Origin of the sequence: Anaeromicropila herbilytica, from assembly GCF_016591975.1 — a bacterium.
GTDB lineage: Bacteria > Bacillota > Clostridia > Lachnospirales > Lachnospiraceae > Anaeromicropila > Anaeromicropila herbilytica.
The window spans coordinates 4,475,001-4,498,864 of the sequence record NZ_AP024169.1; the positions used below are offsets into that span (position 1 = coordinate 4,475,001).

21 protein-coding genes and 1 other annotated feature (1 of these 22 only partly in view) are annotated in these 23,864 nt (G+C 32.8%); of the genes, 3 read left to right on the plus strand and 18 right to left on the minus strand.

Annotated features, from left to right (window positions below; all coding sequences use genetic code 11):
* From rplT to thrS, 7 genes are all read right to left on the minus strand, one after another.
* On the minus strand, positions 1 to 103 hold the 5' portion of the coding sequence (rplT, locus tag bsdtb5_RS19025) for a 50S ribosomal protein L20 (RefSeq protein WP_271713533.1). It extends 254 nt beyond the left edge of the window; only the first 103 of its 357 coding nucleotides appear in the window; it begins with the start codon at positions 101 to 103; the stop codon falls past the left edge of the window.
* 31 nt (positions 104 to 134) lie between these two features.
* On the minus strand, positions 135 to 332 hold the full coding sequence (gene rpmI, locus bsdtb5_RS19030) for a 50S ribosomal protein L35 (RefSeq protein WP_271713534.1): 198 nt from the start codon (positions 330 to 332) through the stop codon (positions 135 to 137).
* 75 nt (positions 333 to 407) lie between these two features.
* Positions 408 to 902 carry a translation initiation factor IF-3 gene (gene infC / locus bsdtb5_RS19035; protein ID WP_271713535.1) on the minus strand — a complete coding sequence of 165 codons (495 nt, stop codon included), beginning with the start codon at positions 900 to 902 and terminating at the stop codon, positions 408 to 410.
* Between the two features lie 406 nt (positions 903 to 1,308).
* Positions 1,309 to 1,857 (minus strand): TM2 domain-containing protein, encoded by a 549-nt coding sequence (locus bsdtb5_RS19040; RefSeq protein WP_271713536.1) that lies wholly within the window; start codon positions 1,855 to 1,857, stop codon positions 1,309 to 1,311.
* A 149-nt stretch (positions 1,858 to 2,006) separates the two neighbouring features.
* Positions 2,007 to 2,642, minus strand: coding sequence for a double zinc ribbon domain-containing protein (locus tag bsdtb5_RS21820; protein WP_330611776.1), 636 nt, complete (start codon positions 2,640 to 2,642; stop codon positions 2,007 to 2,009).
* Positions 2,611 to 3,132, minus strand: coding sequence for an SPFH domain-containing protein (locus tag bsdtb5_RS21825; RefSeq protein WP_330611777.1), 522 nt, complete (start codon positions 3,130 to 3,132; stop codon positions 2,611 to 2,613). The genes bsdtb5_RS21820 and bsdtb5_RS21825 overlap by 32 nt, the downstream gene beginning before the upstream one ends.
* Positions 3,133 to 3,330: 198 nt before the next feature.
* Positions 3,331 to 5,289, minus strand: coding sequence for a threonine--tRNA ligase (thrS, locus tag bsdtb5_RS19050; protein ID WP_271713537.1), 1,959 nt, complete (start codon positions 5,287 to 5,289; stop codon positions 3,331 to 3,333).
* A 336-nt stretch (positions 5,290 to 5,625) separates the two neighbouring features.
* Positions 5,626 to 5,845 (minus strand) — a binding site (T-box leader).
* Positions 5,846 to 6,140: 295 nt separating this feature from the next.
* On the opposite strand from thrS, the gene bsdtb5_RS19055 reads away from it, so the two are divergent.
* Positions 6,141 to 7,415 (plus strand): IS4 family transposase, encoded by a 1,275-nt coding sequence (locus tag bsdtb5_RS19055; RefSeq protein ID WP_271712180.1) that lies wholly within the window; start codon positions 6,141 to 6,143, stop codon positions 7,413 to 7,415.
* Between the two features lie 323 nt (positions 7,416 to 7,738).
* Here the strand turns inward: bsdtb5_RS19055 and bsdtb5_RS19060 are convergent, their stop codons facing one another.
* Positions 7,739 to 8,599 carry a YitT family protein gene (locus bsdtb5_RS19060; RefSeq protein ID WP_271713538.1) on the minus strand — a complete coding sequence of 287 codons (861 nt, stop codon included), beginning with the start codon at positions 8,597 to 8,599 and terminating at the stop codon, positions 7,739 to 7,741.
* A gap of 196 nt (positions 8,600 to 8,795) precedes the next feature.
* Here bsdtb5_RS19060 and bsdtb5_RS19065 point away from each other — a divergent pair, with 196 nt between their 5' ends.
* Positions 8,796 to 10,304 carry a hypothetical protein gene (locus tag bsdtb5_RS19065; RefSeq protein WP_271713539.1) on the plus strand — a complete coding sequence of 503 codons (1,509 nt, stop codon included), beginning with the start codon at positions 8,796 to 8,798 and terminating at the stop codon, positions 10,302 to 10,304.
* A gap of 151 nt (positions 10,305 to 10,455) precedes the next feature.
* On the opposite strand, the gene bsdtb5_RS19070 is transcribed toward bsdtb5_RS19065, so the two are convergent.
* The 7 genes from bsdtb5_RS19070 to trpE all read right to left on the minus strand — a co-directional run bounded on the left by bsdtb5_RS19070 (position 10,456) and on the right by trpE (position 18,222).
* Positions 10,456 to 11,211 (minus strand): YdcF family protein, encoded by a 756-nt coding sequence (locus bsdtb5_RS19070; protein WP_271713540.1) that lies wholly within the window; start codon positions 11,209 to 11,211, stop codon positions 10,456 to 10,458.
* Between the two features lie 27 nt (positions 11,212 to 11,238).
* Positions 11,239 to 12,450 (minus strand): glycosyltransferase family 4 protein, encoded by a 1,212-nt coding sequence (locus bsdtb5_RS19075; RefSeq protein WP_271713541.1) that lies wholly within the window; start codon positions 12,448 to 12,450, stop codon positions 11,239 to 11,241.
* 310 nt (positions 12,451 to 12,760) lie between these two features.
* A complete protein-coding gene (gene trpA / locus bsdtb5_RS19080) occupies positions 12,761 to 13,552 on the minus strand; it encodes a tryptophan synthase subunit alpha (protein WP_271713542.1) in 792 nt (263 codons plus the stop codon).
* Entirely contained in the window at positions 13,549 to 14,724 is a 1,176-nt protein-coding gene (gene trpB, locus bsdtb5_RS19085) for a tryptophan synthase subunit beta (protein ID WP_271713543.1), read from the minus strand. Before trpB ends, trpA begins: the two co-directional genes overlap by 4 nt.
* Before the next feature lie 38 nt (positions 14,725 to 14,762).
* A complete protein-coding gene (gene trpC, locus bsdtb5_RS19090) occupies positions 14,763 to 16,151 on the minus strand; it encodes an indole-3-glycerol phosphate synthase TrpC (protein ID WP_271713544.1) in 1,389 nt (462 codons plus the stop codon).
* A 98-nt stretch (positions 16,152 to 16,249) separates the two neighbouring features.
* Positions 16,250 to 16,819, minus strand: a complete 570-nt coding sequence (locus bsdtb5_RS19095) for an anthranilate synthase component II (RefSeq protein WP_271713545.1) — start codon at positions 16,817 to 16,819, stop codon at positions 16,250 to 16,252.
* On the minus strand, positions 16,816 to 18,222 hold the full coding sequence (gene trpE / locus bsdtb5_RS19100; RefSeq protein WP_271713546.1) for an anthranilate synthase component I: 1,407 nt from the start codon (positions 18,220 to 18,222) through the stop codon (positions 16,816 to 16,818). Before trpE ends, bsdtb5_RS19095 begins: the two co-directional genes overlap by 4 nt.
* Before the next feature lie 785 nt (positions 18,223 to 19,007).
* Between trpE and bsdtb5_RS19105 the strand changes: the two genes are divergently transcribed.
* Positions 19,008 to 19,346 carry a hypothetical protein gene (locus tag bsdtb5_RS19105; RefSeq protein WP_271713547.1) on the plus strand — a complete coding sequence of 113 codons (339 nt, stop codon included), beginning with the start codon at positions 19,008 to 19,010 and terminating at the stop codon, positions 19,344 to 19,346.
* A gap of 175 nt (positions 19,347 to 19,521) precedes the next feature.
* Here the strand turns inward: bsdtb5_RS19105 and bsdtb5_RS19110 are convergent, their stop codons facing one another.
* The 3 genes from bsdtb5_RS19110 to pfkA form a co-directional block, all read right to left on the minus strand.
* A complete protein-coding gene (locus bsdtb5_RS19110) occupies positions 19,522 to 20,325 on the minus strand; it encodes a ZIP family metal transporter (RefSeq protein WP_271713548.1) in 804 nt (267 codons plus the stop codon).
* Positions 20,326 to 20,701: 376 nt separating this feature from the next.
* Positions 20,702 to 22,429: an ABC transporter ATP-binding protein gene (locus bsdtb5_RS19115; RefSeq protein WP_271713549.1), complete on the minus strand. Its 1,728-nt coding sequence runs from the start codon at positions 22,427 to 22,429 to the stop codon at positions 20,702 to 20,704.
* A 393-nt stretch (positions 22,430 to 22,822) separates the two neighbouring features.
* The gene (pfkA, locus tag bsdtb5_RS19120) at positions 22,823 to 23,809 is read right to left on the minus strand and encodes a 6-phosphofructokinase (protein ID WP_271713550.1); all 987 of its coding nucleotides are present in this window, start codon (positions 23,807 to 23,809) and stop codon (positions 22,823 to 22,825) included.
* Positions 23,810 to 23,864: the final 55 nt, after the last annotated feature.

Genomic DNA, 23,864 nt, shown 5'->3' on the forward strand with positions numbered 1-23,864 from the left:
CTACTCTATATTGTTTTGATCTAGCTCCTCTATAACCTTTTGCTAGTTTTAATACTCTATTGTGTCTTTTTTTAGCGTTCATTCCGCCTTTAATTCTTGCCATCTTGTATTTCCCTCCTTATAAAAACCGTATCTTATAGATAAGGTAAAATTTTCTTCATTGCCTTGATGTTTGCTGCATCTACTGTAGTTGCTTTTCTAAGATTTCTCTTTCTCTTAGTAGATTTTTTAGTTAAGATATGGCTCTTATAAGCTTTCATTCTTTTAAGTTTTCCTGTACCTGTTTTTTTGAAACGCTTTGCTGCTGCTCTGCTTGTTTTAATTTTTGGCATGATATTTCCTCCTTGATAATCGTATCAAACTAAAATAGTATTTCTATTCTAATCATACATTGATTTATTTTATGTTTAACGTTTTTCTGTTAAAAACATTATCATACTTCTTCCTTCTAGTTTTGCTGGTTTTTCAACCACTGCAATATCTTCTAATTTTTCATAAAAAGTATCTAAGATTTGTTTACTAGTACCCATATGAGCCATCTCTCTACCACGGAAACGAAGTGAAACTTTAACTTTATCACCTTTTTCAAGGAATTTTCTAGCTTGGTTTACTTTCGTATTAAGGTCATTATCTTCAATATTTGGAGATAAACGAACTTCTTTTACTTCTGTTGTTTTTTGTTTCTTCTTAGCTTCTTTTTCTTTTCTTGCTAATTCATATCTGTATTTTCCGTAATCAATAATCTTACATACTGGTGGTTTTGCTGTTGGGGCAATCTTAACCAAATCAAGATTAGCTTCTTTTGCTAATTTCATTGCATCTTTTACTGCCACAACGCCAAGTTGTTCCCCATCTTCTCCAATTAGACGAACTTCCTTATCTCTAATCTGCTCATTAATCATTAAATCGCTAATAGTAGTGCACCTCCATAGGTTGATTCAAAGTTTAAAGTTACCTTACTTTTACATATAAAAAGTGGATAGTAAAGACTATCCACAATTAACCTCAAATATAATATTTACTTCTTTTGCAAATATTATTTGTATTATTAATATTAACCCAAGTCATCTATCAAATGCACAACTGATATGATTGGCATCTAGCCTAACTGCGTTGTGATTCTATGCTAAGGTGAGAGCGGATACTCTTCTTTATATAATATTGAAATTTCAATCTGCAATTCAATGCAAACACCTTACAAAGAACTACAACACTTTTATTATAAGTCGATAATACAGTTTTGTCAAGTGCTTTTCTATTTTTTATTTAGTACTTTTTATTCACTACTAATTATCTTCAAACACTTCATTATGTTAATCTTACTTTATATTTGACTTCAAAGTCACGATCACTATAACACAAATAACTTAATCCTTCAATCAAACCAATAATTACTGGTATTCCAGTTGCGAAAAATAATAGATACAAAATCCCTAACCATGGCTTTCCTAAGTAAAATTTATGAGCTCCAATACCTCCGAAAAATATTCCCAATACTGCTGCTACCTTTTTACTTTTTTTGGGCCAATCCAAATTAATATTATTTGCCGATTCTTGTCCATAACTATTTTTCGGAATTACCGTATTAAATTGTTCTGATGAAGTATCTATATTTGTATTTGTTTCATGAATTACCGTTACAGTTTTTGTTACTTTTACTTCGTTTTGTGGTGCTCCATCTATATTCCAATTTTCTTGGAAGAATTCATCGTCATCACCGTTAAGCATCTCTTCTTGAACTTTATTAAAAAATTCTTCGCTTTGCTTACTAAAACCTTCTGTAGCATCAAAAAAACTGTTTGCTCTTGTTTTATTATTTTCTTTTATAATTGCTTTTCGATATATTTTTTTCACCACAATATCTACACTCTTCTACTGTAATATCAATGGGTGCTCCACACTGCGGACATGTATTGGCCATATTCATCTTCCTTTCATTTTTGTTTTAATCGCATATTATACAAATAGCTATATATAATGTTCAACTAAATTGCAAGTCTCTTTCCTTATATCACCTTATTGCCACATTCTGGGCAGAATTTTGCACCTGGATCTAATTGATATCCACATTCACATATTTTAATTTGTAAATTAGCTCCACAGTTATTACAGAACTTTGCACCTATTGCATTTTCAGCATTGCATTTAATACATTTTTTTCTCTTTATTTCTAAAGAGGTTCCACAATTATTGCAAAACTTATATTCCTTTGGAACTGTAGTATTACAGGATGGGCATATTACTGTCTTTTCTGTATTTGGAGTAGCCATTGTTTGATTCATACTATTTAGCATATTTACTCCAGCTCCTAATGCAACCCCACCTGCTAGCATTGCCCCCGCTACACCACCTTGATTTTTGGCAGCACCTTCATAAACATCAAAGCTTCTCTTTGTTGCATATCTTTGATCACCCATTATCTCGAATTCTGCTTTGTCCTCTAATATCTTATTAATTTTTTCAAAATCTTCATCTGGGAAGTTAATTGACTCTATAAAAAATGTAGGAATACTCATTCCGTATTCTCCCATTTCACTAATAAGGTCATTCTGTACCTTCTCACTGAGTTCCTCCAATTTTGTACTAATTTCTAATGCTGATATTTTATTATTAATAATTATATCTGCAATAATTGATTTCACCTTGATTACCACTAAACCTCGATAGAATAGTTTTAGTATCAAACTTAACTAAATTATCTTGAGCCATTCCTCCAATTAATTCTTTAAAGAATAATTCATAATCCTTTATTTTTAGTCCCATCTGACCAAATGCCCGAGCTCTTAATTTTATACAATATTTAGGATCAATTAGTTGAATAGGATCTGTTGTTCCCCATGTAATATCTAATTTGGTAGTTATATTAATAAAATAGATCTCTGCTGAAAATGGGGTATTTCCTCCAAATGGTAGGTTAACAAGGCTTGATAAAATTGGTATATTTTCTGTACTTAATACATAAGTCCCTGATTCAAATATATCACATACCACTCCACCTTTAACAAATATTGCTACCTGTCCTTCATTAACAATAAGAACCGAACTGGTTCTAAGCCCTTCACTGGGGTATTTATAAATAAGCCAATCTCTTGACTTAAGCCCATCAAACTTTATACGATCCAAAAGAGCCATAATACACCGCCTTTACTATTTTTAATACCTTATTACTATAAATTATACAACATTTTCTATTAATGAAAATAATTATATTCTTATCCAAAGAATAAGAAAAAGTTCTAAAAAATGCTCATAAGTACTGATTTTCTAAACCGGAAAATCTATTACCTATGAGCATTATATTATTATACTATGTTAAATTGATACTTATATTTATTTCTCTTCTACTACTTCAATCTCTTTAATCTCTTTTGTTCTGATTTCTTTGCAAATATCATCAACAAATGTTTCAAGAGATTTTTGTCCTTCATCGCCTTTGAATCTGCTTCTTACAGATACTAAGCCTTCTTCTTCCTCTTTTTGTCCGATTACTAACATGTATGGTACTTTATCAAGTCTTGTTTCACGAATCTTATAACCAATCTTTTCAGCTCTTTCATCAACAGTAGCTCTTACTCCATTTTGCTTTAATTCCATTGCTACTTTGTTTGCATAATCATGATATTTTTCAGAGATTGGTAACACTCTTACTTGTTCAGAGCATAACCAAGTTGGGAATAATCCAGCATATTTTTCAATTAACATTGCAAGAGTTCTTTCATAACAACCAATGGATGTTCTATGAATGATGTATGGACGTTTTTTCTCACCATTCTTATCGATGTAGAACATATCGAATTTCTCTGCAATTGAGTTATCTAATTGAACTGTGATGATAGTATCTTCCTTACCATGAACATTTCTAAATTGGATATCAAGTTTTGGCCCGTAGAATGCTGCTTCTCCTTCTGCTTCTGTAAAGTCAATATTCATATGCTCAAGAATAGAACGGAATGTTCCTTGATTTCTTTCCCATTCTTCTTCTGTTCCTAAGTATTTTTCTTTATTGTTAGGATCCCATTTTGAGAAACGGTAAGATACTTCATTTTCAATTCCTAATGTCCTCATTGTGTAGTGAATTAAATCAACTACTCCTCTGATTTCTTCTTCCACTTGCTCTGGAGTACAGATGATATGTGCTTCTGAGATTGTGAACTGTCTTACACGAATAAGTCCATGCATCTCACCTGAATCTTCATTTCTAAATAATGTAGAAGTCTCACCATATCTGCATGGTAGATCTCTATAACTCTTTTGGCTGTTCTTATATATATAGTATTGGAATGGACAAGTCATTGGACGAAGTGCAAATACTTCTTCATCTTTTTCAGGATCTCCTAATACGAACATACCATCTCTGTAATGATCCCAGTGACCTGATATCTTGTATAAATCACTCTTTGCTAAAAGAGGAGTCTTTGTTAACATGTAACCTCTTTTTTCTTCTTCATCTTCAATCCATCTTTGAAGTGTTTGAACCATCTTTGCGCCCTTTGGCATAAGAAGTGGAAGACCTTGACCAATTACATCTACTGTTGTGAATAATTCCATATCACGACCTAATTTGTTATGGTCACGTTTTTTAACGTCTTCTAAGTGTTCTAGATATTCATCTAATTCTGCTTTCTTTGTAAATGCAGTACCGTAGATACGATTTAACATCTTATTCTTCTCAGAACCTTTCCAGTATGCACCTGAAGAAGAGATTAATTTGAAGGCTTTGATTGTTTTTGTACTCATTAGGTGTGGGCCAGCACAAAGGTCTACAAAATCTCCTTGGCGGTAGAATGATATAATTTCACCTTCTGGTAAATCTTCGATTAATTCTACTTTATATGGTTCATTTTTCTCTTTCATAAGAGCGATTGCTTCTTCTCTAGGAAGAGTGAATCTTTCTAATTCAGCTCCCTCTTTGATAATCTTCTTCATTTCTTTTTCAATTTCATCAAGGGCAGCTCTATCAAAGGATTCACTATCAAAATCGTAATAGAATCCTGTATCAATAGATGGTCCGATTGCTAATTTTGCTTCTGGATATAAACGTTTTACCGCTTGAGCTAATACATGTGATGTAGTATGACGATACGCTGCTTTACCCTTTTCATCATTGAATGTTAAGATACTCAATTCGCAGTCATGTTCTAGTAGCGTTCTAAGGTCTACTACCTTACCATCTACTTCACCAGCACAGGCCATTCTTGCTAAGCCTTCGCTAATATCTGTTGCAATATCAATTACAGACATTGCTTTATCATATTCTTTTATTGTTCCATCTTTTAATGTAATCTTCATATTAATAATTCCTTCCTTTCACATAATCGTGAGTTTGTTTTATTGTCTCAATTCTTCTGAACAAAGAATGCGCTAATGTATAACTCTTTGTGCCATAGTGATTGCTGTGCGTCAAATCAGATGTCTTCCATAGTTTATATTATTATGTAAACTATGCTCCATGAATTTTCTATGATTAGCACGAATAAGAGATTACAAAGCATCCCCCCAATCAAGCCCGAGGCATAAGTGGCTTTCCTTCGCACTTGTATATCCTGCATGAAATCTATTAACTCTAAGAAATTCGGAATAACTTCCTATGAATAAAAAAACTCGCCCCTTTCGATCTAGTCAATCGAAAGGGACGAGTATCTATTCACTCGCGGTTCCACCCTTGTTGATGTTAAAAAACATCCACTTTAGGATTATGAAATCATAATCAGATTGTAACGTAATCAACGGACTGGATTAGAGTCACTCCGAGTTAGTCTTCCTATGCTTCCAATTAAGATACTCTCAGCTTATGTATCTCTCTCTGAAATCTTTCACACAGTACTCGTCTCATCAACGTATTCGCATATCACTTTTTGTCTATTTAAACCCAATTATATCATTCTGCTTTTATTTGTCAAGGGCAAATTAAACCAGTAATATCAAGTGTCAAAAGTCTTTCTCATCTTAATTGTGTATAGCGATGTATAATTATTAATTTTGGCGTAGTCCGGCCAATGTCGTCAACTTAAGAAGTTACAAATAAATACTGAACAAAAATCAAACATTATTTTGTCTAAAATGCAAATTGACAAACAAATGTTTGCTCCAAAATTTTAATAGATACATTTTTACTATTAAATTTTGGAGGACTTCATATTATGATTAAAAAAATATCATCTTTATTAAAATCAGTTAATAACCTTATTACTAGCGAAGAGTTTATTGAAAAACATAGGATTAATCAAAAAAGCTTTAATCGTAATCGAAAATTAACTTTTAAGGATATTATTTTATTCCTTTTAAGTCAGCCACAAAAATCTTTATCTGTGGCTCTTTCCGATTACATAGATTCTTCAAACCTTGCAATTGACTCAATTTCAAAACAGGCTTTTTCAAAAGCTCGCTTTAAAATTAAACCTGATGCTTTTCGTGAAATTTTTCTAATGACTACTGATGTTAATAAAACAAGATCAAACCTTAATACTTGGAATGGTCACCCTGTATTAGCGATTGATGGTACTTCATTGCAGATTCCTAACACAAAAGAAAATCAAACTTATTATGGTTCTAAAAAAAATCAATATGACCCTGTCGCTCTGGCTTCTGCTTCGGCTTTGTATGATGTTTTGAATGATAACTTACTTAATACAAAACTCGTTCATTATCGTACTTCTGAATTAGTTCAAGCCCAAACATTAATCGATGAATTTAATTTAAATCAAGTTCACGGAGAGAAAGCACCAATTATTATTTTTGATAGAGGTTATCCATCTAGAAAACTCTATGCGCAACTTCAAGAAAAGCAATGTTTCTTTGTAATGAGACATAAAACAAAGTCCCATGGTGCGTTAAAAGCGGTATATCAATGTAATTATGGTGATACTTCAATACAGTATTCTCATAACGACTGTTCCTATCCGCTAAGAGTTATAAAGTTTGATTTGCCATCAGGCTTACAAGAGACACTTGTTACAAATCTTTTTGACCCCAATATAACTGTTGAAATGTTTAAAGAACTATATTTTATAAGGTGGGGGATTGAAACGAAATATCGTGAAGTCAAATCGATATTAAAGCTAGAAAATTTTATGGGCATAAAACCGGAAGCAATTGAACAGGAATTTTATGCTGCGATGTTTGCTTCAAACCTATTATCAATGTTTGCTTCTGTTTGCAATGAAGAAATATCTAATATTCAACAGGAAACAAAGAAAACAACATGTTATAAAACAAATAGAAATATTCTAGTAAACTATCTTTTTAATAAGCTATATACTTTGATTTGTAACTATCGTATTGCTAAAAAGGTTATTAATAATTTGATAAAAATAGGTATAAAAAATCGCTCACAAGTACGTACAAACCGTTCTTATGAGCGAAAGAAAATGCGAAGCAGGATGAAGTTCTCCCAGAACACAAAATCCACTTTATAATATACATTATAAAACGAAAAACTGCTCGCTCATATAGTTTACACTATTTTTATAAATAATCAAATATGATGTTTTATTTTTGTACAATTTTTTGTAAACTTTTTTACTACAAGTGTTAAGTTGACGACATTGGTAGTCCGGCTGAAAACATTGTTTATATTTTGTCAAGACTCAAAGCGAAAATATGAACGTGAGTGAATATTTTTGCTTGTTTTGAGGCTTGTAAAAAATATAATGTTAGAAGGAAAGGTAGCCAAAATTCATAATTATACATCGCTATACACTCAACACGCTAAAATAAGGCTTTTGACACACTGATTATACTAATGAATTGCTCTCTTTTGATTACTTCCTCCCATGACGTCGGATACATCATTAATTGTAACAAACGCATTTTCATCCTTATCATTGATAATAGAACGTAATTTTGATATTTCAAGTCTTGTTACAACTGAATATAGTATTGTTTTTCTATCTTTCGAGAAACCGCCTTGCCCTTCAAGATAAGTTACTCCTCTACCAAGACGTGCTACTATTGCATCTGCAATCTCATCTCCATGGTCTGTTATGATAAATACCGCTTTCGCTTCATCAAACCCTTCAATTACAACGTCTATTGCTTTATGTGCTACAAAATAGGCAAGCATCGAATAAAGGGCTCGATCCCATCCAAGAACGAAAGTTGCAAGTGTAAAGATTATTATATTAAAAAACATCACAATCTGTCCTACTGAAAATAAAGTTCCTTTATTCAATATAATAGCAATAATCTCTGAGCCATCTAAGGAACCACCATATCGCAGGATTAAACCCACACCAATTCCTAATATGATTCCTCCAAATACTGCTGCTAGTAAAACATCTTTTGTTAAGCCTGGGATTGGGTGAAAGATTTCTGTAAAAATCGAAAATGTTGTTATTGAAAAGAGCGAGGATAGCACAAAAGTTTTACCAATTTGTTTATACCCAATAATTAGAAACGGTAAATTTAAGACGAAAGTAAATGCACCAATCGGAATTTTTGATAAATAACTTGCAATAATAGAAATACCTACAATTCCTCCGTCAATAATATTATTTGGAACTAGAAATATCTCAAGTCCAACTGCTGCTATGAGAGAGCCTAAGAATAGTAATATATATTTTTTTATTACTCGAATAACATGCTTTTTTTTATTTGTCATATGGTACCTCCTGGGAACATTGATAACTTGTATTATAGTTGACCAGTTTCTTAATACTACGAAAAATCAAAGCGAAATTATGGGATATATTGATTATATAATAAAAATAGTATATTATACCTTATTGTAAACCATCTACTCGTACATGAAAAGGGTAAATTGAAATTAATTATGTAAACATAAGAAAGGTTACCTAATGATAACAAAAAATAAAACAAAACACCGTTCTAAAATAATCCTTGTTGTTATTGCAATCTTGGGCATTTTTTTATTGTTATATATATTCCAAAACCGTATTTCTAATTTTATAGCTTTAAATACAAAAAGTCCGAAAGAGTATTACGCTTATATTATGAACAAAAGATTAGATGAATCTATAGAAAATATATTTGATCTTTCCAAACAGAAAAAAGAAAATGCATCAGACTCCAATGTAAATACTCCTATTAGTAAGACAATGTCTATTGATGCTCTCTTTGGGAATAACTTCATATACAATTTACTGAACAAAACTTCTACTCTTGATAGCGTTCATACCATAGGACTTGATTATAGAACCCAATCAAAAAAAGATAAGAAATATGCATTGTTAGATCTACATTGTAATGATAATGATTTATTAAATATAATGACTCAATATGATTCTCAAAAGAAGCAATTCTATTTAAGTATTCCCGAGTTAAGTGAAGGTACATTTTTCTTCTCACCAGATAGCAGTAAAAATTCATCTGATTCGTTTCTTTCACATTCGAATCAGAAACAAGATACCAAAAGGTTATCAAAATCAAAAAAAATTAAGTTAATTAAAAAATATATTCATTTTTATATGAATCAAATAAAATCAGTTACGCTAGAACGGAATGTTAAACTCACATCAAAGCATATAACTAAAAATACAACTAAGCTTTCTTTCTCTTTTACATTAAAGGAATTGTTAACTTCATTTAATAATTTATTAGAAGAAGTTAGTTATGACTCTGATATTGAAGATATCATTGTATCTTCCAATATCTGTAGCACTTCTGAATACCATTCTTTTTTAAGCCTTTGTACGCTTGGGCTAAACATGTATTTTCATGATAAAGATATGGACGGTAACATTGATTGTTCGATATGGGTTGATGATAGTGGTAATATAATTGGAAGGAACATAAGTGTTTCTTATAGAAATTCAAAAATTATTGTAGCATATAAGACTCTTCGTAAAGGATCACAGATTGCTTATGATGGTCTCCTGCAATATAACGCTTCTAATGATGATTGCTTTAAGCTTACTGCTAAAGGTAGTGGTAGACTTGATGGATTTAACTTTAATGGTGATTTAAATACAATCATTAATTATCAGAGTCAAGCAAATTCAAATAAAAATTCGAACTATCACGGTGCATTTTCCTACCAGATAAAAGATTTATTTAAATTAGATAAAGAATCTCTTACATTAAACGGTTTACTCTATCAAGATACAGATATAAAACACCCATATAAGATAGACTTCACCTATGATAGATCTGATTCTTCAGCATTATTTAAGGCATATAAAGATGATACGAAATATATGACAATTGAAGTAACTCAAAAAAAGGAATCCGAAGATTCCTTTCAAATGCAATTAGACCAATCACAAATATATGACGGATTAAAGGGGTTACTCCCTTATATTAGTTCTCTTGACTTTAGCAAGCTTTTCAATCAACTACATGAATAGTTTAATGAAGTACTTTTCCATCACATTATCATTCATTACAAAACTCTAAGAGAATAATTTCTCTTAGCTTGCAGTTGCTTCTAATAGAGAAAAGGGTTATGTACCATAGCCTTTTCTCTAGTTGCTCCATCTTCTGTTCCTTCTTCGTCTATCACATATTGCCGTTAATCTTATCCTTTATTACTGCAAGTACTTCTCTAATATAATAACTAACCACCATTACTGTATCTGTAGGTGCCCCAAGGCCTGATAATTTATGAAAGCCTTGTTTTTTTGCTATTTGTAATGCTCGGTACAGATGAAAGGAGTTTGTTACTATCACTATTCTTTGATGTGTATCTTTTATTATATTTTTGCTAAATATTATATTCTCATTGGTATTTGTTGATCTATCCTCAAGTATAATTCTCTCTGTTCTAATACCTTGTTGTAGCAAATATTGATTCATAGCCTCTGCTTCTGAAATATTTTCTCCACTACCTCTTCCACCAGATACAATAGCTACCGTCGAATCATTCTTATTTAGATAATCCACTGCAACATCTAAGCGATACTTTAATGACTTGGTTATTGTATTCCCGTTAATTCTTGCACCTAATACAATTAGATAATCTGCTTTTCTCTCTACTTTTCTCTTTGCACAGCATACAATCCTACTTAAAATAATAAAAAATATAAGTATCCCAATGACAAAGAGTAATAAGGTAATCCTCTCAATATATCGAAAGATTATTTTATATTTGTCCTCGAGATACTTATATAGATAAGACAGGATAAGACATACAGAGCCTACTGTTATAAAAAAACCACCAAATGCTGTCCCTGCTTTCGTATAGATTACTATGATAGCAAAATAGATAATAAAAACAATTCCTATTAGCATAAAAATCCATGCGAATAAGTTCATATTCTCTGTACTCCCCTGATTATGCTTCTATATTTTTGAATACTTTTTAATGCTATACTCATATTTAAAATCAGATATTTTTTCTTGACTAATTACTTTTTGATATACCAATTCAATGTTCTTCGCAAATTCTTCTGTAGAGTATCTGCTTACAATTCTAATGGAGTTCTCCGAAAACTTTTCTATATTCCCAAATAACACCTTATCAAGACCTTCCATTAAGCCTTCTTTGGTTGTAAAAGAATATCCATTCTCTCCATCAATAAGAATGTCATCTAAGCAACGATCTTCTCTTGCTACAACTGGAAGTCCAGATGCCATAGCCTCTATATAAGTAAGCCCCTGAGTTTCACTATTGGATGCGCTTACAAACACATCTCCTAGCTGATAGAACTTAGCAATAATATCCCAAGGCTGCTCTCCAGTAAATATAATCTTATTATTTAATTCTAATTCATTCACTAGTTCACTAAGACGTTCTTTATCTGGTCCATTTCCAACAATCACAAATTTAACATTTTCTTTGTCTGCAAGATATTCTGGCATTGCATCTATTACTTCTTGTAAATTCTTTTCTTTTGAGATACGTCCCAAATACAAGATTACTTTATCAGATGCCTTTACACCGAACTGTTCTCTTAATGATATGATCTCTTCCTTTGTAAAATTAGAACGATCAAATTTTCTTAAATCAATACCTGTTGGAACAACTGCAATGTCTTTTACCACATCATAATCTGTAAGTAACTCTTTTACTTTTTCTGTTGGTACAACCACTTGCTCCACATGATTGCAACATACTTTCGTAAAAGTACGAACTGCTGCTTTTGCTTTATCGTCTATGATTTTAGCGGAATGTGTTACATAATGGGTATAATCTTCATATATAGTATGATAAGTATGAATAATAGGTATTCTCAACTCTTTTGCCATTATTCTTCCAAATATTCCAAGTGAAAATTCTGTATGTGTATGAATTACATCAAGATTCAATCTTTTTATAATTCCAGCTAATCTAGGCTGATAGAATAACCCAACCCTTCGTTCTGTTAATAATGCGAATGGTAAACTAGGTACTCGGAAAACATTAAATTCTCGTTCCGGCGCTCCTGGTGTCTTTGTCGTAAAAACATAAACATTATGCCCTCTTTGCTCCAACTCCGTTTTTAACATTAATACGGAAGTAGCCACACCATTTATTTCAGGGTAGTATGTTTCTGTAAATAAAGCTATATTCAATTAGAATCTTCCCTTCTATTCTATTAGTAGATATTCGTGACTCTTCTGCCAAATAGTTCTTAATTATACCTTATAATATAGATTATTTTTGCCATGTTGTAAAGTTTTTAATCCTTAATGTTTTCTTACAATTGCGGGTATGGAATAAAGGGTCAAAAGCCTTATTGTAGTGTACTGGGTGTATAATTGCTGTATAATTTTATACATCAATATACACAATTTACGATAAGAAAGGCTTTTGGCGTTCTAATCATGTAGCCAAAAGTGAGAAGTGCTATCAATATATAACAACTTGATAACACTTCTCTTATTAATACTGATTCAATTCTTTTTTAAAGTTACTGCAATAATTCTTTATCTCCTCCAGATTGTAATCTGATTCCTTCATAAGCTTTATAAAATGTGAGCCAACAATTGCACCATCTATGGTATCTCTTACACCATCCACATCCTTCGCTGTACGTATACCAAATCCCATCATAACTGGAATATTGGATATCTCTTTTACTGTATGTAGATATTCTACAACATCCTTATGAAACGTAGCATCTTGACCAGTTACTCCCATGCTCGATACGCAATATACGAAACCTCTTGCATTCTTTAAAATCATTGGAATTCGTTTCTTAGATACTGGTGCTACTAGTTGAATCAAAATTGGTGCACCCTTTTTATCTAAAAATTTAGCTAGATCTCCTTGTGCCTCATATGGAAGATCTGGTATGATAAGTCCATCCACCCCAATCTGAATACATTTTTCTACGAATCGTTCCAATCCATAATGGAACACGGTATTATAATACATCATGAATACAATTGGAATCTCACAATCTTTTCTTAAATCTTCTAACATATTAAAAACTTTAGTAAGATTGGTCCCTTTTTGTATTGATTCGAAGGAAGCCTGTTGGATGATTGGACCATCTGCTGCAGGATCAGAAAACGGAATTCCTAGTTCAATGATATCTGTCCCTGCCTGTTCTTGAATCCTTATAATCTCCTTTGTGCCCTCCATATCTGGAAGTCCTGCTGTCATATAAGTGATAAATGCTTTTTCCTTCTTTTCTTTCAATTTGGCTAACTTTTCTTCGATTCGATTCATTGTTCTTTCCTCCCTTTTAAATATTCTGCAATAGTATGACAATCCTTATCGCCACGTCCTGATAGACATACAATCATAATCTCATCCTTGTTCATAGTCTTAGCTTTCTTAAAAGCATAAGCAAGTGCATGAGAACTCTCAATGGCTGGAATTATTCCCTCTAATCTACATAGTTCTAATAACGCTTCCATTGCCTCATCATCTGTAATAGATACATATTCAACACGTTTTGTATCCTTTAAGTATGCATGTTCTGGACCTACTCCAGGATAATCTAAACCTGCTGATATCGAATGTGCTAATTGTACATTGCCATCTTCATCTTGTAATAAATAAGAGCGCATTCCATGAAGAGTACCTGGTTTACCAAGTGCCATGGCAGATGCATGCTTTCCTGTTTCAATACCAAAGCCTGCTGCCTCAACTCCGATTAATTCCACGTCTTCATCAATAAATTCTGCGAACATCCCAATAGAATTAGAACCTCCTCCTACACAAGCCATTACCACATCTGGTAGACGGTTTTCTTTCTCAAGAATCTGCTTCTTTGCCTCCTTACTAATAATAGATTGGAATTCTTTTACCATCTTAGGATAAGGATAAGGTCCTACCGCTGAACCTATGATATATGCAGTATCTTCTGCTTCTTTTGCCCATGTACGAATTGCTTCATTGGTTGCATCTTTTAACGTATTGCTTCCTGATGTTACGCTAATTACTTTCGCACCTAGCATCTCCATACGAAGTACATTAAGTTCCTGCCTAACAATATCCTCTGCTCCCATAAATACAGTGCATTCCATATCAAATAACGCTGCACCTGTTGCTGTTGCAACTCCATGTTGTCCTGCTCCTGTTTCTGCAATTACTTTTTTCTTTCCCATTCTCTTTGCTAATAGAATCTGCCCAATGACGTTGTTAATCTTATGAGCGCCTGTATGATTAAGATCTTCTCGTTTTAAATAAATCTTAGGCCCGTACTTTTCGGTCAACCTTTCTGCTAAATACAAAGGGTTCTCCCTACCAACATACTCTTTCATGTAATAATTAAACTCTTTCTGGAACTCTTCATCTTTCATAGCTTCTTCATAAGCATTATCTAAATCCTCTAATGTGTTCATAAGTGATTCCGATACGTACTGTCCACCAAATTCTCCATAATATTTATCCATAATATTACCTCCATTCTACTTAAATACAGCATTCCATATTAGTTTCTTACCTTATCTATAAAATTAATTATTTTATTTCTTTCTTTTCCTATTCCATACTCCTTTTCAACACCAGAGCTTACATCTACAATATCTGGGTGAACTATCTCTATCGCTTCTTGAACATTAAGGTCTGTCAATCCTCCCGCAAGAACCAAGAGCTTCTCTTTATAATCATATTGTCTAACTTTATTCCAATCACAGTTCTTTCCACTTCCAGGAATTGTGGCATCCACTACAAACCCAATTACTTTGTCATTTGAAGCCAAACGCTCAACCACTTCTTGAGTGACGTCTTCGTTAAATGCCTTTAATATCTTTAATTTTGTGGTTTCTAATACTTTTTCTTCAAGATCTCCATGAACTTGTAAGATATCAAATCCTGCTATTTCAATCTGTTCTATTTGCGCTAGCGAAGGTGATACGGTAACTGCAACTTTTTGCATCGTTGAATCTAATTGTTCTAGAATACTTTTTGCATGTTCTAAGGAACAATTTCTTTTACTTTTGGGGTAGAATAGAACGATTCCGATATAATCGACTCCCGCTTCATTTACTAATTGTGCATCTTCCATTGAAGTTAATCCGCAGATTTTTACCTTGGGTTTACTTAGATAAATAGACTTCCATCGGTTGGCTAATTCCATTGGTTGATCCGATTCCATAAACGCTCTTCCAATTAATAAAGCATTTACATTACAATATTTTAGATATTGAATATCCCGATCTGTTGTCACACCACTTTCCGATACAAAGATTATTTCATCTGGTACCATTCTCTTTAATTTTTTTGTTGTATCTAGCGATATGGTAAAATCTTTTAGGTTACGATTATTTACACCAATTATTTTGGCGCCTAAACTGAGTGCTCTTTCCATTTCCTCTTCATCATGTACTTCAACCAATACATCTAGGCCTAATCGATAAGATAACTCATAGAATCTTTTCATCTCGTTATCATCTAATATTGCTGCAATCAGAAGTAAGGCATCCGCTCCAATTACTTTCGCCTCATAGATCTGGTATTCATCTATGATAAAGTCTTTTCTTAAGATTGGAAGGCTCGATATCTCTCGAATCTCTTTTAAATAACCTGCACTACCATGAAAATGGTCTTCCTCAGTTAGGCAAGATATTGCATCAACTGACTGATTATATTGATCGATTCGATTCATTAACTCTATTGTATTCTGAATGATTCCCATACTCGGAGATGCTTTCTTGAACTCTCCGATGATGGATAGCCCATTCTTGGCTAGGGCATCATAAAAACTATAGGATATTCTTTTTGAAGCCAATGCCATCTCTTTCATTTTTTCTTCACTTATCTTATTTTTATGTTCAATTAATCTATTCCTCTTATCCTTTACAATATCATCTAATATCATATAAACTCCTATCTGTATGTTTACATACATTTTCGTTATGATAACATCCGCATGTTCTTATTATAATTAATGGTAAAAGGTGTTTTTTCAATCTCTCTTTATATTGCACCATTTACGAAATTCTCAATCAGCCTTTTTCCATGTTCTGTGAATATAGATTCTGGATGGAATTGTAGTCCTACCACTGGATAGTCGTTATGCTTCATTGCCATTATCTCACCGTCCTCTGTTACGGCTAATACTTTTAATTCTTTTGGAAGATCCTCTGCCATTACTGCCAATGAATGATATCTTGCTATCTTAATTGGACTATGAATTCCACCAAAAATACTTGTTCCATCATGTTGAATGACCGATTGCTTTCCATGTAGTATGCTCTTTGCATGGGTAACCGTTCCACCAAAAGCGGCTCCGATACACTGATGGCCAAGACATACCCCTAAGATTGGCTTTTTATTATAGAAATGCTCAATTAACTGAATGCAGATTCCCGCTTCATTAGGACTCTTTGGCCCTGGAGAAAGAATGATTTTCTCAGGATTAAGTTCTTCTATCTCTTCTATTGTTATCTTATCATTTCGAACTACTTTGATATCCGGTGTAAAGATACCAATATATTGATATAGATTAAAAGTAAATGAATCATAATTATCAATGAGTAATATCATAGTTTTTCCTCCTCCACTAAAGTCTTTGCTAATGCCATCACTTTATTACAACACTCCTCATATTCTGACTCTGGTACAGAATCTAATACAATTCCTGCACCTGCCTGGAGATATACTTTATTTCCTTTCTTTATCATTGTTCGAATAGTAATACAAAAATCCATATTGCCATCAAAGGAGATATAGCCTGTGGCACCACCATATAAACCACGCCTTACTGTCTCAAGTTCATCAATTATCTCCATGGCACGTATCTTTGGTGCACCACTTAATGTTCCTGCTGGCAAAAAAGAGGCTACTAAATCAAGTGGATGGTATTCACACTTTTTTCTTCCTTCTACAAGGGAAACAATATGCATAACATGGGAGTAATTCTGCACCTCCATAAATTGAGTTACTTTTACAGTCCCAAATTCAGCAATTCTACCCATATCATTTCTTGCCAAATCAACAAGCATAACATGTTCTGCTCTTTCTTTTTCATCAGCTAACAAATCTTCTCTTAACTGCTGATCTTCTTTCTCATCCTTACCTCTCTTCCTTGTACCTGCAATCGGACAAGTATATACTTTATTCTCTGATTGTTTTACCAACATCTCTGGACTACTTCCGATAATCTCAAAATCATCAAATTTAAAGTAATAGAGATAAGGTGAAGGATTTAATTCTCTTAATTCTTTATATAACTCCAATCCGTTTTGCCTCGTTTCCATCGTCCATCTTTGTGATAAAACGGTTTGGAATATATGTCCTTCGATAATGTATTCTTTTATTTTTTCTACTTTCTTTGTATATTGTTCTAAACTATCGGATTTATGAATGATCCTCCCATCATGAAGAAAGTTTTTGCTCACAACTCTTACTCCACCTAATGCTTCCTTAATTATCTGATTTGCCTTTTTCTCACTACACTCTTTTCCCTCTTTGGTTGGTTCTCCTAAGACAACTGCTGTCAATGTTTCTGCTACATGATCCATGATTATAAATTCTTTTGCTAGCATAAATTGAATCGTTTCGATTCCAATCTCATCTTCATTTTGATCCGGAAGTTCTTCGGAATACCTTATAAAGTCATAAGCTAGGCTTCCTACTAACCCTCCTAGAAAAGCTAACTCCCCATCTTCTTTTGTTACCTTAAAATTACTATAGTATGATTTTAATTGTTCCATTGGATTACCAACAAGTACAGTGCTTGTGCCATCTACTCTTTTGATTAAAAGATTATTTCCTTTTGACCTAATAATTTCTTCTGGTTCTCTACCAAAGATGGTATATCGACCATTGTTCTTATCATAACTTTCAAGTAAAAAACCAACTCGTTCTCCTACAAAACTCTCATATAACTGAATCGCTGTTTCTGATACAATACTCACAGTTTTTCTATATGCTACATATTCTCTCATAATTTAAATCTCTCCTTTTCATCTATATCTTTATTAATTATTAGTGTTTTTAAATAAATTAATGAATTTTCTTGTGTGAATATTAGTATTTTAAAAGGTTAATAACCATAAACATCCAAAAACAAAAAAACACCGTTCCTATATAAATAGGGACGATGTTATCGTGGTGCCACCCAAATTTAAGAATATCTTTCATGATGTCATTTGCTCCCATGTACGACCTAGAGTCTTACGTAAATTAGGAGTAAAAATAAAAAGAGTATTCTCCATACTTGGAAAATACTCGCCACCAATCTATTATTCTTCTCAATCCGATACAGAACAAAATTATAATGTTACATCATATTATTCTTATTCAATATCTTCCCTCTATAACGTGAGGTCACGGCTACAGCTACTTTTATTCACCTTGCATCTCCCAAACCCATTCCTATTAGCTCTCGATATCGGTTCCCAGCAATCCCGACTCTCTGTAATCTACCATCCAATAGTACTCTCTTTGTTCATAGACTTTATTCCTTTAATTGATTAAATTGTAACATTATTAGGGAACATTGTCAATTGTTTTTTTATACTAGCGTCATGTCTGTGCAACTTGCTCAAAAGCCTTAATTCAACGTGTGAAATGCTTTTTATGTCACACTACATTCAACATATTCATCCATTAATTTGTTAATCTTAGACTTTTTATACATTTTATATAACTTTTACTTTTCTTTTACAATGAATAGAATTATAATATAAGAATATTATATATTATTATAGTAGAAAGGAATGTAATTCTTATGAAGAAATTTGGAAAATTTATATTTGGTGCACTTTCTGTTGCAGCTTTAGCTGGTGGTGCAATCTATTATTTAAAGAATTTTGTAAAAAAAGATTCATCTGATGATTTTGATGACTTTGATGATGATTTCGAAGATTTTGATTCAGACGACGAAGAAGAAGATAAAGAAACTGATAAATCCGATACTCGTGAATATGTTACATTAAACATGACTGAAAATGACATGGATAAAGCTGCTGCCGCAAGTGCTGAAGCTGGTTTTGCTGTAGAGGAAGATAAGACAACTTCTGAAACAGATTTCGATATCGAATATCACGAAGATGTAACTGAAGAATAATCAAACAATAAAAAGCGAAGGAATTCATGTAGATTTACTGAATTCCTTCGCTTTTTATTGAACGGTTTTATTTAATGCTATAGTCTTAATTATTTATAATTCGCAGTTAAACTCTATATTATTCTTGGTTGGAATGTCAAATCATTCTTATAAATTCGAACTTTAAGTTGATTAATTAACCTATCGCAATATCCATAAAGGTCATAAGCAAAAATCCTGCCATTGCACCTATCGTAGCTATATGCCCATATAAATGTGTATCTGTTTGTGATTCTGGTATTAATTCTTCAATTACTACAAAGATCATCGCTCCAGCTGCAAATGCTAAGGTATATGGTAACAATGGCTTAATACTTGATGCAAGCCAAGCACCAAAGATAGCAGCAATTGGTTCCACTAACGCGGAAGCCTGACCATACATAAAGCTTTTTAACCTAGTTACCCCTTCTCTTCGTAATGGTATAGATACCGCTGCACCCTCTGGGAAGTTCTGAATTCCTATACCAAACGCCAATATTGCAGCACTAGCAAGTGTTGCTTTCTCACTGCTTCCTACCGTACCAAATGCTACACCATAGGATAATCCCTCTGGAATATTATGTAGTGTAATAGCAAACACTAACATAATACTTCTTTTTAAACTTGAAGATTTATGTTGACCTTTTGGTTCATCTCCAAGATGATGTACATGAGGCAATAACTTATCTGCTAATAGTAAGAATACGCCACCTAATGCAAACCCTATAATAATTGGCGCCCATTCATACTTCTTTCCTTCCGATAATTCCATAGCTGGTAATAATAGAGACCAAAAAGATGCAGCAATCATAATTCCACTAGCAAAACCTAACATCATATTTAAGATTTTAGGCTTTATTTCTTTAAAAATAAAAACCATAGCAGCTCCTGCCGCTGTTAATCCCCAAGTAAATAACCCTCCTAATAAAGCAAGGAAGATTGGATTCATATTCTCAAACATAGTATCCCTCCTTTTCTATTCATATTCTTATGAGCATAATGACTATTTCGTTCTTTTAACTAATAAAGCACTTTTATCCTTCTATATTAAATTTATATCATTTTAAACAAATATTTATTTCAATTCCACTGATATTGACTATCATTATTATCTATATGTTATTTTTATCATATATTTTATGTTTTTTCAATAATTATTTATAAATAATATTATGTTACTAATATATTATGATTTTAAAAAAACCTTATTATGCTTAGTATGGACTTCGTTCACATTTTAATTCCAAAACTCTTTAATATATTCTTTCACGTCAAAAAAGTAGGCATGATATGAACTCTTGCCTACTTTTGTCTTCTTAATTATTCTATTATTATGTCTATGCATGATAAAGCGATGCATACACTCCATTTTGGTCTAGTAATTCCTGATGTGTTCCTTGCTCTTTTATTCCATCTTCAGTAAGTACAATAATATTCTTTGCATTTCGTATTGTAGTCAGACGATGGGCTATAACAAATGTGGTACGGTTCTTAGCAAGTTTTTCAAGAGATTCTTGAACCACTTTCTCGCTTTCATTATCGAGTGCAGAAGTTGCTTCATCAAAGATAAGAATTGGAGGGTTCTTTAGAAACACTCTGGCAATGCTTAATCTTTGCTTTTGTCCTCCTGATAATTTCACTCCTCGTTGACCAATATAAGTATCATATCCATCTGGTAATTCCATAATAAAATCATGGGCATTTGCATTCTTAGCAGCTTTGATTACCTCATCATCTGAAGCATTTAATGCGCCATAGCGAATATTGTCCATTACAGTACCTGCAAATAGATATACATCCTGCTGTACTATTCCAATACTTTTACGAAGAGATTTTAATTTGATGTCTCTAATATCAATTCCATCAATTCGGATACTGCCTTCGGACACTTCGTAAAACCTTGGAATCAAACTACACATGGTAGTCTTTCCAACACCGGAAGGTCCAACAAGCGCCATGTAATCCCCTGCCTCTACTTTTAGATTAATTCCGCAAAATACATCCACGGTCGTCTCATCATATTTAAAGGATACCTGTTCAAACTCGATTCTTCCTTTGACATCTTTTAAATCCACTGCATCTTTCTTATCTTGAATATCAGGTTCAATAGCTAAAATCTCTATGAAACGATCAAACCCTGTGATACCATTTTGAAATTGCTCTGTAAAATTAATCAGCTTTTTAACTGGATCAATTAGATTATTTATATACAAAAGAAATGTCAGCAAATCTCCTAACTGTATAATATTCTTTGCAATAAATAAGCCACCACCGATAATAACAGCAATATTGATTCCCGTTGTGAAAAAACCAAGTCCAGAATGAAATAACGCCATATTAAAATAGCTATTCTTCTTACTATCGACAAACCTCATATTTCCTTGATTAAATTTATCAATTTCTTTTCCTTCATTTGCAAAAGATTTTACAACACGGATTCCAGAAAGATTATCTTCAATTTGCGCATTAATCTCAGAAATTCGTTCACGATTTTTACGAAATGCGCGATGCATACGATTCTTCATGTAATATGCATATACAAACATAATTGGTATGAATGCAAATACAATTAATGTCAAGGGAACATTAATCTGAATTAAGATAACAAAGGCACCAATAAATTTAATTATTGATATTACAAGATCTTCTGGACCGTGATGACACAATTCTGTTATATCAAATAAGTCATTCGTAATTCTTGACATTAACTGACCTGTCTTCTGATTATCATAGAAACTAAATGAAAGCTTTTGATAATGTTCGAAGATTTCATTACGCATATCATATTCCATGCGAGCACCCATCATATGCCCCTGATATGCGATAAAGAAATTACACACAAGCTCTAATATTGCTAATCCAACCAAACCAATACCAATCTTTATTATAGTATCCATTGCTTCACTAATCTCAGAATGAACAAGTAAATCATTCGTTATGTAGCGAACAATTAATGGAAATACCAATGTAATTGCTGCACCAAGTAGCGCAAAAAACATATCCGCAAAGAATAAACCTTTATATGGCTTATAATAAGATAAAAATTTCTTTGTTTTTGAACTCATAATAGATCCTTTCTGTCTTTATAATTGTTTAGTGTGTCCAAAGCCTTATTTTAGTTTAATGAGTGTATATCGCTGTATAAAAATTAATAAATTCATAATTATACATCAATATACACAATTTAAGTTGTGAAAGGCTTTAATACGCTAATCCTATTTATAATTTATGCTATCTAACTAGAATAACGGTTAATATGATTATTGTCAATAATAATGATTCTCAAAAACTCAGAGTAATAATTCTTAATGTTTAAGCTTCTAACCCAATGGGCGTTAATAAGTATGGATATTCTAATTTTAAAAAAAATCATTTTATAATTAGCAAGTTTATACTAATTATAAAATGATTGTTATTATACAAATGATACCACTATTTTACATTGCAGAGATTTTTAATTAGCTTTGGAGCGATCTAGAAAGTGTTCTAGATACATCATATAAATATTGGTCAATATCTTTTTGCATCTCTAGTGCTTCTTGGATGTCATAATCCACTAACCCACCACTGCGGTATCCTACCACACGGTTAGATTCACCTTTACATAGCAAATCAACAGCATAAGCCCCCATCTCAGAAGCATATACACGGTCAATACAAGTTGGACTACCACCTCTTTGAATATGACCAATAATAGTTGCTCTTGTCTCCATTCCAGTAGCTGCTTCGATTCGTTTTGCCATACCATTGGAATCACCAATTCCTTCTGCATTTACAATGATATGATGTTTCTTACCGATGCTTCGACTATGCTTGATGTTCTCAATAATTTTGGCCTCATCATGATCATAGCGTTCTGTAATTAAGATATCTTCTGCACCATTTGCAATACCACACCATAATGCGATATATCCTGCATTTCTACCCATTACTTCGATGATACTACATCGTTCATGAGATGTAGATGTATCTCTAACCTTATCAATTGCTTCCATTGCAGTGTTGACAGCAGTATCAAATCCTATCGTATAATCTGTACAAGCAATATCCAAATCAATTGTACCTGGTAATGCTACTGTATTGATTCCTAGATTGGCTAATTTTCTAGCACCTTGAAATGAACCATCGCCACCAATAACCACAAGTCCATCAATTCCATGCTTTCTACATATTTCTGCGCCTTTTTGCTGACCTTCTGGAGTCTTAAATTCAAGGCATCTTGCTGTATAAAGTATGGTTCCGCCTCGTTGAATAATATCCGATACACTACTTGCATCCATGTCTATAATGTCTTCTTCTAAAAGTCCGCTATATCCTCGACGAATCCCCTTCACTTTAAGACCATTTGCTATTGCAGTTCGAACTACTGCTCTAATAGCTGCGTTCATACCTGGTGCATCTCCACCACTGGTGAGTACTCCAATCGTACTAACTTTATTTGACATATTTCTACCCGCTGTATAACACAACTGCAAGCAGATGTGTTACTGCCACAATAAG

Excerpts from the sequence above, each read along its gene's own strand:
- infC (WP_271713535.1), bottom strand. The coding sequence starts at position 902 with ATGATTAATGAGCAGATTAGAGATAAGGAAGTTCGTCTAATTGGAGAA.
- trpB (WP_271713543.1), bottom strand. The coding sequence starts at position 14,724 with ATGGATAAATATTATGGAGAATTTGGTGGACAGTACGTATCGGAATCA.
- trpE (WP_271713546.1), bottom strand. The coding sequence starts at position 18,222 with ATGAGAGAATATGTAGCATATAGAAAAACTGTGAGTATTGTATCAGAA.
- trpA (WP_271713542.1), bottom strand. The coding sequence starts at position 13,552 with ATGAATCGAATCGAAGAAAAGTTAGCCAAATTGAAAGAAAAGAAGGAA.
- bsdtb5_RS19065 (WP_271713539.1), top strand. The coding sequence starts at position 8,796 with ATGATAACAAAAAATAAAACAAAACACCGTTCTAAAATAATCCTTGTT.
- bsdtb5_RS19105 (WP_271713547.1), top strand. The coding sequence starts at position 19,008 with ATGAAGAAATTTGGAAAATTTATATTTGGTGCACTTTCTGTTGCAGCT.
- pfkA (WP_271713550.1), bottom strand. The coding sequence starts at position 23,809 with ATGTCAAATAAAGTTAGTACGATTGGAGTACTCACCAGTGGTGGAGAT.
- bsdtb5_RS19070 (WP_271713540.1), bottom strand. The coding sequence starts at position 11,211 with ATGAACTTATTCGCATGGATTTTTATGCTAATAGGAATTGTTTTTATT.
- thrS (WP_271713537.1), bottom strand. The coding sequence starts at position 5,289 with ATGAAGATTACATTAAAAGATGGAACAATAAAAGAATATGATAAAGCA.
- rpmI (WP_271713534.1), bottom strand. The coding sequence starts at position 332 with ATGCCAAAAATTAAAACAAGCAGAGCAGCAGCAAAGCGTTTCAAAAAA.
- trpC (WP_271713544.1), bottom strand. The coding sequence starts at position 16,151 with ATGATATTAGATGATATTGTAAAGGATAAGAGGAATAGATTAATTGAA.
- bsdtb5_RS21825 (WP_330611777.1), bottom strand. The coding sequence starts at position 3,132 with ATGGCTCTTTTGGATCGTATAAAGTTTGATGGGCTTAAGTCAAGAGAT.
- bsdtb5_RS19095 (WP_271713545.1), bottom strand. The coding sequence starts at position 16,819 with ATGATATTACTCATTGATAATTATGATTCATTTACTTTTAATCTATAT.
- bsdtb5_RS19115 (WP_271713549.1), bottom strand. The coding sequence starts at position 22,429 with ATGAGTTCAAAAACAAAGAAATTTTTATCTTATTATAAGCCATATAAA.
- bsdtb5_RS19060 (WP_271713538.1), bottom strand. The coding sequence starts at position 8,599 with ATGACAAATAAAAAAAAGCATGTTATTCGAGTAATAAAAAAATATATA.
- bsdtb5_RS19110 (WP_271713548.1), bottom strand. The coding sequence starts at position 20,325 with ATGTTTGAGAATATGAATCCAATCTTCCTTGCTTTATTAGGAGGGTTA.
- bsdtb5_RS19055 (WP_271712180.1), top strand. The coding sequence starts at position 6,141 with ATGATTAAAAAAATATCATCTTTATTAAAATCAGTTAATAACCTTATT.